Annotated in this window: 17 protein-coding genes; 3 read left to right on the forward strand and 14 right to left on the reverse strand. The window is 46.9% G+C overall.

Annotation, left to right across the window (positions count from 1 at the left end):
• The first annotated feature begins 118 nt into the window (after positions 1–118).
• A complete protein-coding gene (locus tag DN92_RS08555; RefSeq protein WP_173960838.1) occupies positions 119–1,564 on the forward strand; it encodes a M23 family metallopeptidase in 1,446 nt (481 codons plus the stop codon).
• 75 nt (positions 1,565–1,639) lie between these two features.
• Here DN92_RS08555 and DN92_RS08560 read toward each other — a convergent pair whose 3' ends face one another.
• Complete coding sequence (locus DN92_RS08560; protein WP_173960839.1) at positions 1,640–2,080, reverse strand: universal stress protein; 441 nt, start codon at positions 2,078–2,080, stop codon at positions 1,640–1,642.
• Positions 2,081–2,168: 88 nt separating this feature from the next.
• On the opposite strand from DN92_RS08560, the gene DN92_RS08565 reads away from it, so the two are divergent.
• Complete coding sequence (locus DN92_RS08565; RefSeq protein ID WP_173960840.1) at positions 2,169–2,573, forward strand: DUF2177 family protein; 405 nt, start codon at positions 2,169–2,171, stop codon at positions 2,571–2,573.
• Positions 2,574–2,667: 94 nt separating this feature from the next.
• Here the strand turns inward: DN92_RS08565 and DN92_RS08570 are convergent, their stop codons facing one another.
• The 3 genes from DN92_RS08570 to DN92_RS08580 are packed head-to-tail and all read right to left on the reverse strand — an operon-like array spanning position 2,668 to position 6,069.
• Positions 2,668–3,924 (reverse strand): MFS transporter, encoded by a 1,257-nt coding sequence (locus DN92_RS08570; RefSeq protein WP_173960841.1) that lies wholly within the window; start codon positions 3,922–3,924, stop codon positions 2,668–2,670.
• Between the two features lie 54 nt (positions 3,925–3,978).
• Positions 3,979–4,734: a 2OG-Fe dioxygenase family protein gene (locus DN92_RS08575; RefSeq protein ID WP_173960842.1), complete on the reverse strand. Its 756-nt coding sequence runs from the start codon at positions 4,732–4,734 to the stop codon at positions 3,979–3,981.
• Between the two features lie 33 nt (positions 4,735–4,767).
• Positions 4,768–6,069, reverse strand: a complete 1,302-nt coding sequence (locus DN92_RS08580) for a TAXI family TRAP transporter solute-binding subunit (RefSeq protein WP_173960843.1) — start codon at positions 6,067–6,069, stop codon at positions 4,768–4,770.
• Positions 6,070–6,186: 117 nt separating this feature from the next.
• Here DN92_RS08580 and DN92_RS08585 point away from each other — a divergent pair, with 117 nt between their 5' ends.
• Positions 6,187–6,948, forward strand: coding sequence for an SDR family oxidoreductase (locus tag DN92_RS08585; protein ID WP_173960844.1), 762 nt, complete (start codon positions 6,187–6,189; stop codon positions 6,946–6,948).
• Here DN92_RS08585 and ccmI read toward each other — a convergent pair whose 3' ends face one another.
• From ccmI to DN92_RS08635, 10 genes are all read right to left on the reverse strand, one after another.
• On the reverse strand, positions 6,949–8,139 hold the full coding sequence (gene ccmI / locus DN92_RS08590; protein ID WP_173960845.1) for a c-type cytochrome biogenesis protein CcmI: 1,191 nt from the start codon (positions 8,137–8,139) through the stop codon (positions 6,949–6,951). It abuts the gene before it with no gap.
• On the reverse strand, positions 8,136–8,633 hold the full coding sequence (locus DN92_RS08595; protein WP_173960846.1) for a cytochrome c-type biogenesis protein: 498 nt from the start codon (positions 8,631–8,633) through the stop codon (positions 8,136–8,138). Before DN92_RS08595 ends, ccmI begins: the two co-directional genes overlap by 4 nt.
• Entirely contained in the window at positions 8,633–9,157 is a 525-nt protein-coding gene (locus DN92_RS08600; RefSeq protein WP_173960847.1) for a DsbE family thiol:disulfide interchange protein, read from the reverse strand. The genes DN92_RS08595 and DN92_RS08600 overlap by 1 nt, the downstream gene beginning before the upstream one ends.
• The gene (locus tag DN92_RS08605; RefSeq protein ID WP_173960848.1) at positions 9,154–11,073 is read right to left on the reverse strand and encodes a heme lyase CcmF/NrfE family subunit; all 1,920 of its coding nucleotides are present in this window, start codon (positions 11,071–11,073) and stop codon (positions 9,154–9,156) included. The genes DN92_RS08600 and DN92_RS08605 overlap by 4 nt, the downstream gene beginning before the upstream one ends.
• Entirely contained in the window at positions 11,073–11,504 is a 432-nt protein-coding gene (gene ccmE / locus DN92_RS08610; RefSeq protein WP_173960849.1) for a cytochrome c maturation protein CcmE, read from the reverse strand. The genes DN92_RS08605 and ccmE overlap by 1 nt, the downstream gene beginning before the upstream one ends.
• Positions 11,501–11,689, reverse strand: a complete 189-nt coding sequence (gene ccmD, locus DN92_RS08615; RefSeq protein ID WP_173960850.1) for a heme exporter protein CcmD — start codon at positions 11,687–11,689, stop codon at positions 11,501–11,503. Before ccmD ends, ccmE begins: the two co-directional genes overlap by 4 nt.
• Positions 11,689–12,459, reverse strand: a complete 771-nt coding sequence (ccmC, locus tag DN92_RS08620) for a heme ABC transporter permease CcmC (protein ID WP_173960851.1) — start codon at positions 12,457–12,459, stop codon at positions 11,689–11,691. Before ccmC ends, ccmD begins: the two co-directional genes overlap by 1 nt.
• The gene (ccmB, locus tag DN92_RS08625) at positions 12,456–13,121 is read right to left on the reverse strand and encodes a heme exporter protein CcmB (RefSeq protein ID WP_173960852.1); all 666 of its coding nucleotides are present in this window, start codon (positions 13,119–13,121) and stop codon (positions 12,456–12,458) included. Before ccmB ends, ccmC begins: the two co-directional genes overlap by 4 nt.
• Positions 13,118–13,765: a cytochrome c biogenesis heme-transporting ATPase CcmA gene (ccmA, locus tag DN92_RS08630; protein ID WP_173960853.1), complete on the reverse strand. Its 648-nt coding sequence runs from the start codon at positions 13,763–13,765 to the stop codon at positions 13,118–13,120. The genes ccmB and ccmA overlap by 4 nt, the downstream gene beginning before the upstream one ends.
• Before the next feature lie 299 nt (positions 13,766–14,064).
• Positions 14,065–14,808: a transporter substrate-binding domain-containing protein gene (locus tag DN92_RS08635; protein ID WP_173960854.1), complete on the reverse strand. Its 744-nt coding sequence runs from the start codon at positions 14,806–14,808 to the stop codon at positions 14,065–14,067.
• Positions 14,809–14,811: the final 3 nt, after the last annotated feature.

Raw genomic sequence — 14,811 nt, forward strand, 5'->3', positions numbered from 1 at the left:
AATAGAAAATTGTTGCACTACAACATAAATATTAGAGAGTTCGGCCACAATATTGGATAATTGGGCAGTGAAGAACAGCGCAAGTCATCTGCCTAACTGGCTGAATAATGTAAGCCAAATGATTGGGCCCTCCCTAATCATGCTGATGGTATTGCTGACGCTAGGGATTATCTCTAGTGCACAAGCGCAACCAGCAAGCCAGCCTAATACAACGAATAAGACAGCGAATAAGACTCCACAGATCAAGCAAAAGTCTGCGGCCTCTACTAGCAAACAGTCTGGTATCAAAGTCAAAGAAAGTGCAATCGATAAGCCTTCAAAGAGTCTGAGTTTGGATCCCGAACTGTTTAAAAGAATTGATGGCGATCACACTAATGCAAGCGGAGCAAATCTAGACTATCGCGTGCAACGCGGTTGCCTACGTCGCACCTTTAACGAGGAGAGTCTTCCCGCCAACCTAGGCCTGCAAGATCGTAATTTCAGTGATTTTTTTAGAGCCCAGACCAAAGGGTTTTTTGATCGCATGCGCGGCAATTGCATTCCTTACGCGCTAGCCCTTGGAAATCGTAATCGCTTTGAGTCACTCAGCATCATGAACGGCCCAATACAGGATGCCAAGACCGAGGTTTGGACATTTACACCCTCAGCGGCGGGCAGCTTCTTGATTCAGCAAGACTACTTAAAAGAAGAATCCAAGCGCTTTACTGAAGTTCAGCTAAAACTTAGTGACGTGCTATATGACCCCAAAAGGGTCGGAGATAAATTACCGGTAGAGCTAATCTGGGAGCTGAATTCAGTCATCAAGCAAATTTATCCCGATGAAAGTAACGCTCTAGAAAATACCAATAGTATTGTTCGCCTCATCGTTGATTTTGGCGACAAAGAGCGCTGGGCGCAAATTTGGGCGGTAGAGATTATTGATCCCGCCACACAAGAGGTATTTGCTAGTGCATTTTGGGTCGAGCGTAACGATATTCCGGGCGCCTTCTATACCGGCACTGGGGAATCTATTGAGCGCACCTTCTGGACCAATCCACTGAGCTATCGACGCATCTCGAGGGGTGTTGGTAGCGTGCGAGCTTCGAGTAAAAAAGTGGCTCCCGCAAAAAATGGCGTTGCACCTGCTGCTGCGCCTAAACAACGCTACCGCGCGCATATGGGTATTGACTACGCAGCTCCTACTGGCACGCCGATCTTTAGTGTAGCCACCGGCAAAGTAGTCCATTTAGGCTATAGCGGTGCCTTTGGAAACCTGATTATTCTTGAGCACCCGGGAAATTACCGCACCTACTACGCACACTTGAGTAGCTACAACGTCGAACTTGAAGTGGGTAATGAAGTTCGACGTGGACTAGAAATAGGTTACGTTGGGTCGACTGGACGCTCTACTGGGCCCCACCTGCATTTTGAACTCAGAAAAGATGGTGTCTACGTTGATCCCTATAGTCAAAAAACACAATTAGATTTATGGAATATGCGTGATAGCGATAGCGGACTCCTCACCAGAGAGGTTCTACTGTTAGGTACGCCCATCACCAACTCCGAGCTACCGGATAAAAATTAGATGGACTACTTAACAGCCTAAGTAAAGAATAAAAAAGGGGTCCGATGGACCCCTTCATTTTTAATACTGTAGCTATTACCCAAGAACCAGCACTGGCAATTTCGAATGCACAATGACCTCGTGTGTTTCGCTACCCAATAAAAAACCTTTGATCCCACTACGCTTGTGTGAGGCCATCACAATCACATCTGCCTTGGCTTTCTTAGCACCATCCAAAATCCCTTCGGATAAATTACCATTTGGCATATGCAAGGTGTTGGTCTTCACGCCAACGCCTAAGGCGACAATGGCCTTTTTGAAGACGTCAGCAGCAAAAGCTTCGCAAACCTTTTTATGGTCCTTTTGAGAGATCCCGTAACCCATGGTGCTATCAGAATAGACCATCGGGGGCATGGGATCGGATACGTAGACTAATGTCACAACAGCCTTGTCCGCCTTAGCAAGCAAAGCCACCTTCTTTAGTGACTTTTTACTTACGTCTGAACCATCCACTGGTACTAATAAGTGCTTAAACATATCGACTCCTGTTAAATTAAACTGCAAAGATCTTCATTCCATCATAATCCTTATTAGTCACATGTAAAAGCATAAAAGGAAAACTCAATTGCTCAATTACTTAGCGGTCTATTTTTCGTTCCTACTGTCATTGGTCATCATCGACTTAATTTGGCTTCTTGGTATAGCCAAAAATCTCTACCGTGACGATATGGGCTCACTGATGGCAAGCGAGCCTAAGTTGCTGGCTGGGCTAGCCTTTTATCTTTTATACGCACTTGGTGCAGTGATTTTCGTGATTCTTCCTGCTATTTCGAAACAGTCTTGGATTTATGCGCTGCAATACGGCGCTCTATTTGGATTCTTTTGTTATATGACTTACGACCTGACCAATTTAGCCGTGATTCGCGACTTTCCAGTTCGACTGGCATTCGTTGATATCGCCTGGGGATCCTCAGTGACTGCGCTATCGGCCACCGCTGCCTATTGGGTTGGTAGTCGGATAGCTTCATAACTTTTTGGGAAAGAATTTCTTTCGTCCAAAGCTTCAGGACTCACATCAGCTTTAGGCGGAAACCATTTAATAATTCGCAGTCCGGCGCGCGCATTTATCTATGGTTATTAATTTGCCCCTTAAGAGGCTTGCTCACCCAACCACTCCGGCGTTCATAGATTACAAACAAGATACCCCACACTACTACGGCTGCGTAAGCCCAGACCCAAGAAATTTGAGATGTGCGTGAGCCCGTTAAATCCAGCACAAAACCAAAAATTGCAGGGCCCAACAAACCACCACCAAAGCCCATTAAAGAGTGTAGGCCCATCGCAGCACCCTTCACTCCCTCTTTGGCGCTCACCACCAAGCCAGCAGTTAAGGTGGCAGAGTCCGCCATGATGAACATGGCATGCCCTATTGCTAAAGAAACAATCAGCCACCAAGACTGGCCCGTCGATAAAGCCAATGCAACCCCAAAGATGGCGCTGGTGAGCATGACAAAACAAATCCATTTTTGACGGCCGATCTTTAAAGCAATTTCGTTTCCAAGAATGGATGAGGGAACACCAAAAAAGTTAATCACGCCTGCAAGGGTGGTCGCGGTCAATAAAAATGGTTCACCCGAAGCAATCGCACAAAATCCAAAAAAAGCCACAATCCAACTGCGGGATGCAAATAACTCAATCGAGTGAGCGGTATAACCAAAAATGAATCCGGAAGCAGTTTTATCTTGTAATACCAAACGCCATTTATCAACTGGAAAAATATCTCGCAATCGAATGTGAATTGGGCCGTGCCATTTCTCATGAGTCAGCGCAGGAATCAACAAGAGCACAATTAAGAAGGCGGTAAATGGGCCTAAGGCGATCAAGCCAAAAACATAGCGCCAACCTAGTGCATCCAATATCCATCCTGAGCACAAATACGAAAAGCCTGTGCCAATTCCGAAAAAAGCGGTATAGAAAGCAATATGTCTTGTGAGCTCACCGGTTTTAATACGATCTGACAAGATCTTTAAACCCGGCATGTAGGTACCCGCTAATCCCGCACCATTGAGCGCCATAAATATTAGGGCAGTCCAAAAATTATCAGCTAAGAGTCCCATGCCCAGCAAACCAACAGTAGCTAAGAGTCCACCAATCAGGTAGATCTTTTTTGCATCTACTCGATCGGTCAATGCAGTTGCCAACGGAACCATCAGCATATAACCAAAGAAAAAAGCACTGGCGATTAAACCCGATTGCAAGTTACTGAGATGCCACTCGTCTTGCAGAGTTGTTAATACAACGGCATAGCACGCGAAGCCCAGTAATGCACAGGTCTGCGCCATAAGCATCAGGGGAGTGTAATTAGTCGATTTAAAACGCATAAGAGCTTACTAAAAGATTGGCCATATCAACCCGTCCATTCATCCTAACAAGCATTACTGCTGGCTGTGAGCTGGCGAATCTTGAAAACTATTTGATCGGAAGGTGAGCACCAAGGTGTCCCTAAAGCCGTGAGACCCTGTTGGTTGTATGGGGGTCGATTCATGAATCATTCTTTCATCATTCATGAGCAACAAAGACCAGGGCTCGGTTAGGGTAAATCTCAAACCAGTAGACCCACCCGCCTCAAAAATACGAGTTTCACCACCTTTAATACCGACTCGATTCACTAAAAAGACGGCTACAAAATCAACACCATCACGATGAGCACCCTCAGGAGTGGGGCGACCAATCCCATCGGTTGTATCAATCCGAAATTGATGCGCCTCAACAAACCAAGCAGCAACTGGCTTCACGCTATTGAGCACTTGAGCCAAGCCCAATAAAAGAGATTGCCACGCAGAGTTACCCGTCAATTCAATCTGTGAGGGCTCAAACCATCTCTCAATACCACCATGTAAGGCGTTGTAATTCACTGATTGCCAATGTGCTCGATGCGGAACCATTCCAAGTCCACCCTGCTTGATCTCATAGCTCGCATGACGACGAAAGCGGTAACGCCCTCCATCCTTCAGATAAGGATCTCTTGGCAAATCATCCCAAAACTGATTAAGGCTGAGCAAGCGATCAAGATCAACTCCCGCTATTTGGGCTACGTCCTGCGCAGAAAGAATAGCAAAACCATCACCTCGCAAGGATTGAGTCAAATCCTGAATAGGGGTGAGTGGCGGCAGTAGAGTTGGAGAGGTCATTGCTTCATTTTAGGGGATCGGCGGCAAAAAGATTCAAGCAGCCAAATTTAAGCGGCCACGCACTTCCCCTACATGCCCCTTCAGGTCATAGAGCTCTTTGGCATCGAGCATCGAGACCTTGATATTACCTACCCTGCGCTCAATATCTTCTAGATCCTGGTAATTCTTTTCCCGTAATTCGGGATTGAACGCATTTTTTTCTATTACTTTGAGCTCCTCATAGACCTGAGACAGCTTCAATCGTAATAACAAGTTCTTTGCAGCTGGGATATACGTAAACAGTGGGATCAAAATCACCAGCAAGGGGATCACAACCTTAGCGAATCGCCCAATCCACACTGCCGTCCAGAAAGGGAGATGACGATGAAGAAATGATGGGCCATCTTTTAAGTAAATCTCTGCATCAGCATGAATGGGGAAATCCAAGCCAGTCCCAGACGGAAACTCTCCCGGCTTCTGTAAGTAAGAGTACGTCTTCAAAATATCATAGGTTTCCCCAAGCAATAAGGTCACCAACGCGGGACTGACATCCTCTTTGCCCACTAAAGTAGCTGTGGCTGCTAATACTTGTATATCTTGCTTAGGAAGATCATAGGCAATACTCACCACACCCCGAGGCACTGTTACCTTTGAGAGGAATGGAAAAAGACGCACATAGGCATCCGCCTGCTCAAAATTCATTAAGCGAATATCGGCTGTTTGATAAAAACTTTTTACGAGCGGCGCTTCGGCAGCACTCACTAAAAATACAGCATCCAGCTGACCTTTTTTGAACTTCTCTAATGCCTCTAGTGGCTTTAGTTTTTCTACATCAAGATCACGCATACTCAACCCGCTTGCCTCGAGCAATTGAGAAGCGAGAGTGAGGGTGCCACTACCTTCACTACCAATCGAAACGCGCTTACCCTTTAATTGACTCAGCAAGTTTAGACGTCCGCCCTCGCTTTTGAAGGCAGACTCCCTGTACCAAACCCACACCGGCTCATAAAAAACGCCGGCAATCGATACCAAATTCGAATGTTTTGATACATCAGCGACACCGCCCTGCACCATTGCAAAATCAACCCCAGAATTAGGGTCATTGATTAATGCTAAGTTATCACTAGTGCCACCCGTAGTTCTTAACTTGAGTGACACTCCCTCCTGAGACAGACTACTTTGCAGTTTTTCCCCAAACTGCTGATATAAACCAGTGGGGAAGCCGGTTGCCAGTTCGATAGACCGAGGAGGTGGAGGAATCAAAATCCATAGCGTGGCAAAGATAATGGCCGCTAGAACTGCAAAGGCAACGCCTACCGCTAAGGGGTTATAGATATTTTTGCGTATGAAGTGCATAAAAATTCTTCTCGTTTTTTGCCATTATGCCCCGAGCCCACGAAACAGCAGCAGAATGAATTCCCCCGCGAATATTTCGAGATAAGATGGGGGTTTTAGCGAGCCATTAGGATATTCATGAGTACAACTCTCAATAAAGTAGCTCTAGTCACTGGGGCAGGAACCGGCATTGGTAAGGCTGCAGCTAAAGCCCTGCTGAATGGTGGCTTTCGAGTTGTCCTTACCGGTAGAAATTTAGAGAAACTAACTCTCGCTATCCAGGCTATTGGTGGAAACAATCAAAACTGTCTAGCTTTCGCTTGTGATGTGGGTAAGCCAGAAGAAGTACAACGCTTGTTTACAGAAATACAAAAACAGTTTGGCCGCATTGATGTGCTCTTTAATAATGCCGGCATGGGGGCTCCAGCAATCCCTATGGAGGAGCTCACTTACGAGCAATGGATGAATGTCGTTAATGCCAATCTCTGCGGTGCTTTTTTATGTTCACAGGCGGCTATTCGCATGATGAAAGCGCAATCGCCTCAAGGTGGCAGAATCATCAACAATGGCTCGATCTCTGCGCATGCCCCTCGCCCGATGTCTGCGCCTTATACGGCCACTAAACATGCCATTACGGGCCTCACTAAATCCATTGCTTTAGATGGGCGTGCTTTTCATATTACTTGCGGTCAAATCGATATTGGCAATGCAGGAACTGAAATGACCGTCCCTATGGCCGCCGGAATTATGCAGGCAGACGGCTCAAAGAAGGTCGAGCCACTCATGGACGTGGATCATGTTGGACAGGCAGTACTGAACATGGCCCAGCTGCCTCCAGAGAGCAATATCCTCTCCATGACCATCATGGCTAGTAATATGCCGTTTGTTGGACGAGGCTAGTTAAGGCCTGACTTGATCAATCTTGAGGCGAGTATTCGTTGTACCGACTTTGATTGTTTGGGGTGTCGATATCAAGTCACCAGATTCTGGCATAGCCATTCCTGTTTTGGAGATACGCACCTCAACTGACACTTCAGTTAACTGAGAAATCAATGCACTGGGGCTCATTGCCAAAGCATCATTCAAGACAAAATTGATTGGGAATGCAGTCACTGCAGTTTTAAGAACGGCTACTGGCATGCGCTCACCTGGTTTGCGAGCAATTACCATCAACACATCACCCGGCTTGATTTGAGATTTCAGATCAGGGGCAATATTGATTTGACCACTGACACCAGGACTACTCACTGCTGGTGGGCTCGCTGGAGAAAGTCCACCCTTGCTGCGTGCCTCTGCAATAGAAGCAGAAATCTCACGGAACTCATCTGAATCGGGGGGTAATTGTTTAGCTAACTTTTCCCAAGACTGGACGGCTAACTTATAGTTCTGGGCATTAAAAGCTGCCGTTCCAGAAAGCCATAAGGCCAGCAGATTATTGGGATCAAGTGCTAATGCTTTATTAATCAGTTGTAGCGGTTTACCAGCAAAGCTACCATTTGCATTTGTTGCCAATACATCAGCGTAGTCTGCTAATAATTGTGGATCAGAGTCTACAAAAGATCCTGCACGGGCATACGCTTTCTCAGCATCCACATTACGTCCTAAGATCCGATAGGATCGTGCCAACATTGCCCAACCCTTCAGGTTATCGGGCTCGTTTTCCATCTTGGCAGCAAACTCCGCAACCATCTTCTCTACGGATTCCTGAGTTGCTGGCTTATCGGCCTTGTTCTCCGCAATCCGAGTAGCATCACCCAAGAAAAAGTACAGTCCTGCTGAAAGCAGTACTACGAAGATACAAATTCCAATGATGGTTTTCTTGGGAGAACCTAAGGTCGCAAGATCATCTGCCTCATCCGTATCCTGAAACAGACGCTGACGCATTTCTGCGTGAGTCTGTTCATAGTTTGCACTATCAACTGCACCTGATTGGCGATCTGCCTCAAGCTTCTCTAGCTCTTCTTGATAAATAGCCGCATTCATCTGACGACGCGAGGTCGCTAACTCTTTAGCGGGAAATAAGAATGGACGTAGTAGCAGGACCAAGACCAAAATTAACAAGAGAAGCGCCGGTATTAAAAAGCTAGTCATGAGATATTTTCTGTTGAATTGGCTTTTGCATCCTTGAGTAGCGCATCAATACGCGCATTATCCTCTTTAGATAACACCGTACTAGGCGCGCTCAGATTTCTGCGGCGCAAGTAAACCAATAAACCAATAATTCCGGCGAGCAAAATCACAAAGGGCCCAATCCAAAGGAGCCATGTAATCGGCTTGACTGGTGGGCGATATAAAACAAAATCTCCGTAACGCTCAACCATAAAACTCCGAATTTGCTCGTCAGTCTTACCTGCTTTAATCAGAATACGAATTTCCTGACGTAAGTCATTCGCTAAATCGGAGCGGGAGCCTGCAAGGGATTCATTCTGACAAACGAGGCAACGCATTTCTTCTGATATCACAATGAGACGTTGCTCAGTAACGGGATCATCAGCCAAGGGCACTGCATCTTTAGCTGCGGATAGATTGATCGAGCCTACTAGCGCAAAAATAAGCGATGTCGATAAGAGCACTTTTCGCAACATTATTGGAGCTGACCCAGCAAAGGAATAATCTTCTTATTTAGCAATTCCATGGTAATCGGACCAATGTGCTTGAGGCGAATCACACCAGCCTTATCAATCACGTAGGTTTCTGGAACGCCATACACGCCATAATCAATACCTACTCGACCATTGGCATCAACAGCTGATAAAAGATATGGATTGCCCTGGCGCTCAAGCATTGCTAGCGCATCCTCGCGCTTGTCTTTGTAATCTAACCCAATAATAGGTGCTACCTGTAACTTACCAAGCTCAACCAGAACAGGATGCTCTTCGCGGCAAGCAACACACCAAGAGGCCCATACATTCAAAATCCAGGGCTTGCCTTTCATACTCTCAGGAGAAAAAGTTTTTGTGGGGTCGTTTAATTGAGGTAATTTAAAAGCCGGAGCCTGTTTGCCGATTAAAGGGGATGGCAACTCTTGTGGATCACGACTGAGACCTACTGCCAAAAATCCAACCAAAATCACAAACAACACTAGTGGAATTAAAAACTTGGCCTTCATACTGTGGACTTCCGCAGCTTCATGCGATAGCGTTTATCTGAAATGGCTAAAACGCCACCCAAGGCCATCAGCAAACAGCCACCCCAAATCCAGTCGACAAAAGGCTTGTAATACACGCGAACTGCCCAGGATTTGTCATCCAACTCTTCACCCAAGGAAACATAAATATCCCGGGTAATGCCAACATCAATTGCGGCCTCGGTCATCGGCATCGTAGAAGAGAAGTAGCTGCGCTTTTCAGGATACATAGTGGCCTCTAAATTTCCATTACGAGTCAGCAGAAATGTGCCTTGCATCGCATTGTAGTTTGGTCCAGGTACAGCACTCACACCTTGCATCTGAATTTGATAGCCGCCAACACTCACACTCTCACCAGCAAGCATGCGCACATCTTTTTCTTCTTGATAAGCGCCGACCATGGTGACGCCAATCACAAACACGGCTATACCGAGATGCGCCACCTGCATGCCAATAAAAGAACGTGTAGGCTTGCCTGCTTTTGCTTGACGAATGATTTGCAGCACTCCTGAAGAGATCACCCAGAAGGCTAGTAAAAAACCAAGGCTACTAAGCCAAGTAAATTCACCCATTACCCATGGGATTAATCCAGCGGCTATTACTGCAACCACAGCCGCGGTCCACAAGCGCTTAATGACTGCTAAGAGATTCGAGTTTTTCCAGCTAGTCCAAGGTCCAATACCCATCAAGACCAATAGTGGAATCATGATCGGCACAAAGACCGCATTAAAGTACGGCGGGCCAACCGAGATCTTGCCGAGATGCAAAGCATCAATTAGCAAAGGATAGAGCGTGCCTAAAAGCACAGATGCCGCCGATACCACTAAGAAAACATTGCCGAGCAGAATAAAGGTTTCTCTGGAGGTGAAGCTGAACTTACCCCCTAAGGTACTTTTAGGAGCACGCCAAGCATAGAGCGTTAAGGATGAACCCACTACCAAGACCAAGAAAATCAAAATAAAAATACCGCGCTTCGGATCTGTCGCAAATGCATGGACTGAGGTTAATACTCCAGAGCGTACTAAGAATGTTCCCAATAGTGACAGCGAGAAAGCGGTAATGGCTAGCAGCACCGTCCAACTCTTAAAGCCGCCACGTTTCTCGGTAACCGCCAAAGAGTGCAGCAATGCAGTGCCAACCAGCCAAGGAATAAAAGAGGCATTCTCAACAGGATCCCAAAACCACCAGCCACCCCAACCTAATTCGTAATAAGCCCACCAAGAGCCGAGTGCAATACCTAAGGTCAGAAATACCCAGGCTGCCGTTGTCCAAGGACGTGACCAGCGTGCCCAAGCCGCATCTAATCGCCCAGACAATAAAGAAGCAATCGCAAAGGCAAATGCTACCGAGAAACCCACATAACCCATGTACAACATTGGCGGATGAAATACCAAACCCGGATCTTGTAATAAGGGATTTAAAGATCGGCCATCTTGCGCAGCTGGCAACATCCTTTCGAAAGGATTTGAAGTCAACAGTACAAACAGCAGAAGACCTGTAATTACCAGGCCCAGCACACCGATGACACGCGCCACCATGAATTCATCCAAGGCCTTGGAGAGCTGTGCAACCAAAAATGTCCAGGTGGATAACAAGAAAACCCAAAGTAATAAGGATCCCTCATGACCGCCCCATACAGCACCTAAGCGGTAAATCATGGGCATTTGAGAGTTTGAATGATCTGCCACATACAGTACTGAGAAATCATTGGTATAGAAGCTCCATGCCAAGATGAAGAATGCGATTGCTAGCAACAAGAACACTGTTTGCGCAGTTGGTCTAGCTAACAAAATCCACTCACGTCTGCCTTGATGCGCGCCGACCAATGGCAGGATACCTTGAACGATAGCCACACATAAAGCCAGAATTAATGCGTAGTGCCCTAACTCAGGAATCATTATTTACTTCCATTTTTTTGAGCCTGCTCTAAAGCATGTTTAGCCTCTGGTGGCATATAGTTTTCATCGTGTTTAGCTAGTACCTCACTAGCAACAAATTGCCCATCTGGATTCAGGCGACCTTGAATCACAGCGCCCTTACCTTCTTTAAATAAATCCGGAAGGATGCCGGTATAGGCGACTGGAATATCTTTCGCCATATCGGTAATCACAAAGTGGACTGTTAAACCATCTCGCTTCACTGAACCATCCTTAACCATGCCACCAATGCGAAAGACTTGACCAGCCGGCGACTTACCGGCAGCCACCTCGCTCGGGGTGACATACAGAGCAATATTACTGTTTAGGGCATTCAAAATTAATACCGCAGCTACACTAATCGCAATAAGAGCGCCAACAATCACAGCCGCCCGCTTATGTCTTGGTTTCACTTTCCACCCTTTTGATCAAACTGCTCCGCCATCACTTCGCGCCGAAGTCTGCGCACAATCGCCTGATGGCGTACCCGAACTGCCAAGGGCTCCAACAGAAACACTAAGGCACATACCCCAAAGCTGGACCACACATACAGCGCATAACCACCCATTGCAAAGAATTCTGCTGGACTATTCCACATCAGTGCTTCACCTCATTTAATTGCTTAACCCAATCAGTATGGGCCTCACGCTCCAAAATGATGGCTCGCACACGCATTAACCCTACTGCGATTGAGTACATCCACAAACTGAGGGCCATTAACAACATCCCCCACAGCATCGTCTGGGCCATGGCGGGAGCCTTAGTTAAAGAAACGGAGGCCCCTTGATGTAAGGTGTTCCACCATTTCACCGAAAAATAAATAATCGGGACATTGATCACTCCTACTAAGGCCAAAATCGCCCCCGCTTTATCTGCACGCCGGGCATTATCAATCGATGCCTGCAAGGCAATAAAGCCAAGGTATAAAAATAAGAGAATTAACTCAGACGTTAAACGCGCATCCCAAACCCACCAAGCACCCCACATGGGCTTACCCCAAAAGGCTCCAGTCCACAGGGAAAGGAAAGCCATCCAAGCGCCGATTGGTGCCAGCGCCTGCGCCATCATTGCGGATAAGCGGGTATTGAATATCAAACCTAATCCTGCCCAAGCAGCCATCACCAAATAGATAAACATGGACATCCAAGAGACGGGGACGTGAACAAAAATAATTCGATAACCCTGGCCCTGCACGGCATCTACTGGCGCCACGAAAAAACTCACCCACAAGCCTGCCACCCCGAAAATAATCGTGAGCGCCCAGAACCATGGAATCATTTTTCCGGCCAAAGGGTAAAAGGTACTCGGGCTCGAGAATCTGAACCAATTCATGATGCGGCTGGAGGATAAATTATGTGTATTACTCATTCGATGGCAATCTTGACAGCGGTAGCGCTAACCCAAGGCACAAATGCTAATGCCAAAATGAATATAGCGCCCAGCAGCGAAAAATGGCCCCTGATATCTAACCCAACACTGCTAGCGTAAACAGCGCCAGCGCCAAAAATTAATACAGGAATATATAGCGGCAGAATCAGCAAGCTCAACAAGACACTGCCACCCCTCACCCCCAAAGTCAGGGCTGCTCCAATCGAGCCCAGCAATGATAAAACAGGTGTTCCTAGCAGTAGCGCTGCCATCAAGACGGTGAGAGAGGAAGTGTCCAAATCAAACTGAATGCCGATCACTGGTGCCAGTAAAACCAGGGGGAGACCGCACACCAACCAATGGGCCACGATCTTGCCAAAGACCAGCGCAGTAAAAGAATTTGGAGATAGCACCAGCTGCTCTAGAGTGCCATCCGCATAATCTGCTGCGAATATCCGCTGCAAACCCAGTAAAGTGGAAAGCAATGCAGCCACCCAAATGACCCCCGGGGCAATCTTTCTGAGTAAGGCAGCATCGGCGCCAATTCCTAATGGGAATAAGCTGGTCACAATCACAAAGAAAAATAATGCCGTTAAGACCTCGCTCTTGCGACGCATCACTAGCAATAAATCGCGCTTAACAATCGTCAAGAAGGCGTTCATAAGTCGAGCACCTTCAATTGCGGCATAGCCAATGGCTGATGGCTAGTCAAAACTACCAGACCGTCGTTTTCTAGATGCTCTGCTATCAATCCTTGCAACTCACCCACTGCTTGGGTATCAAGCGCATTAAAAGGCTCATCCAAAATCCAGACTTGCGCACGGCGCGTTAGCATGCGGGCCATCAAGACCCGTTTTTTCTGGCCAGCAGATAAACAGTTGACGGGTAGATCCTCGCGCCCTTTTAGTCCAAATCTCCACAGGGAAGAGATAGCATCTACATCGGAAATGGCAATGCCATCAATGGCCGCAAACATGCGCAGATTTTCAAGGGCAGTTAAATCTTCCTTGAGCGCGTCACGATGACCTAAAAACAGCAGTTTGCGGTGATAGTCCTGCGCATCGTTTTTTATAGATCGGCCACCCCAAAGGATGTCACCGGACTCGGGAGAGGCCAAGCCCGTTAATAAGCGTAAAAGACTGGTCTTTCCAACGCCGTTTTCACCCCGAATATGCAGGCATTCTCCAGGAGACACCTGCATATTCAGCCTGGAAAACAACTCTCGCTCACCTCGTACACAAGTGATCTCTCGAGCTTCCAGTACTGGCGCAGTAGATTGAGGGGAAGAGGAGTTTATGGCTGTCATCAGGAGAAATGGCTTGAATCAAACCACCCCAGGCATTGTCTAAGAGCCCCGAAGGACTGTCAAACCACCCAAAACAGTGTTTAAAGAATAAATTTCTTTTAATTCAATCGCTTAGCTAATTATAAGCCGAGTTATGAGTAAAAGCTTTGTCTTGTCTACAGCCCGATTCAGATGCCCTCTCTGGGAGGCACCAATGGCCTGAGGCGTCATGGTGATGCACTTTGCTCTCTCAACTACCGCTATTTTGAACCGCAGAGGGCATGCTTACTCTTCCCATTCAATTTCTTGAGTATTGACCCTTAAGTATTGATTGATGCCGGCGCAGCCGATAACCCTTGCACCTGATACTTCCGTATTAATGCTGTTACCAAACCTGTGGTGATCAATTCGTTAACGCATGTACTCAGAAATTGGATTGATTCCTGATTGGAATTTTTAGTGGCGATGGCTTGCTGAATGCCCGTGAACTGTCCATCCAGAACTCTCGATCCAGGAATATTCTGAGAGGCAGCTACTAGCCCAGTTTTTAAGCCCGCCAATGCATCTAACTTCTCTCGCACAAATAAGGCATTACTCGCCACCACACTATCAGCATGAACTAGGGTGGCATGCTTGAGATTACGCTGTAACCAGAGATCGTATGCACTCTTAAAAAAAGAAGCAATACGAATCCCAGGTTGATCAACCTGAGCAACATCCACAATGGCTGAATTAGCTGGAACTAAATAAGTTGCCTCAAGCTCCACATAGGCAGGTGTAAATGTCACCCTTTTAGCGCGAGTCGGATCAGAGCCTACCAGTGCAATTCCGCTTCGCCCTGAGGCCGCTGAATCTATAACCTCTTCCTGAGTTTTATAACCCTTCAATTGAAGCTCCACTCCCAAGCGCTCAGCAATCGCGCGGCAAATATCCGGCGCAATTCCAGTGGGCTCTCCTGAAGATGATTGACCAGTAACCAACAGGAAATTACCTAAATACACTGAGGCAACTAGAACGCCATTAGGGGCAAGCTGCTCTTTTACTTTAGATGAAACAACAATCACAAA

It is taken from the genome of Polynucleobacter arcticus (assembly GCF_013307205.1).
In the GTDB taxonomy this organism is placed as follows: Bacteria; Pseudomonadota; Gammaproteobacteria; order Burkholderiales; family Burkholderiaceae; genus Polynucleobacter; species Polynucleobacter arcticus.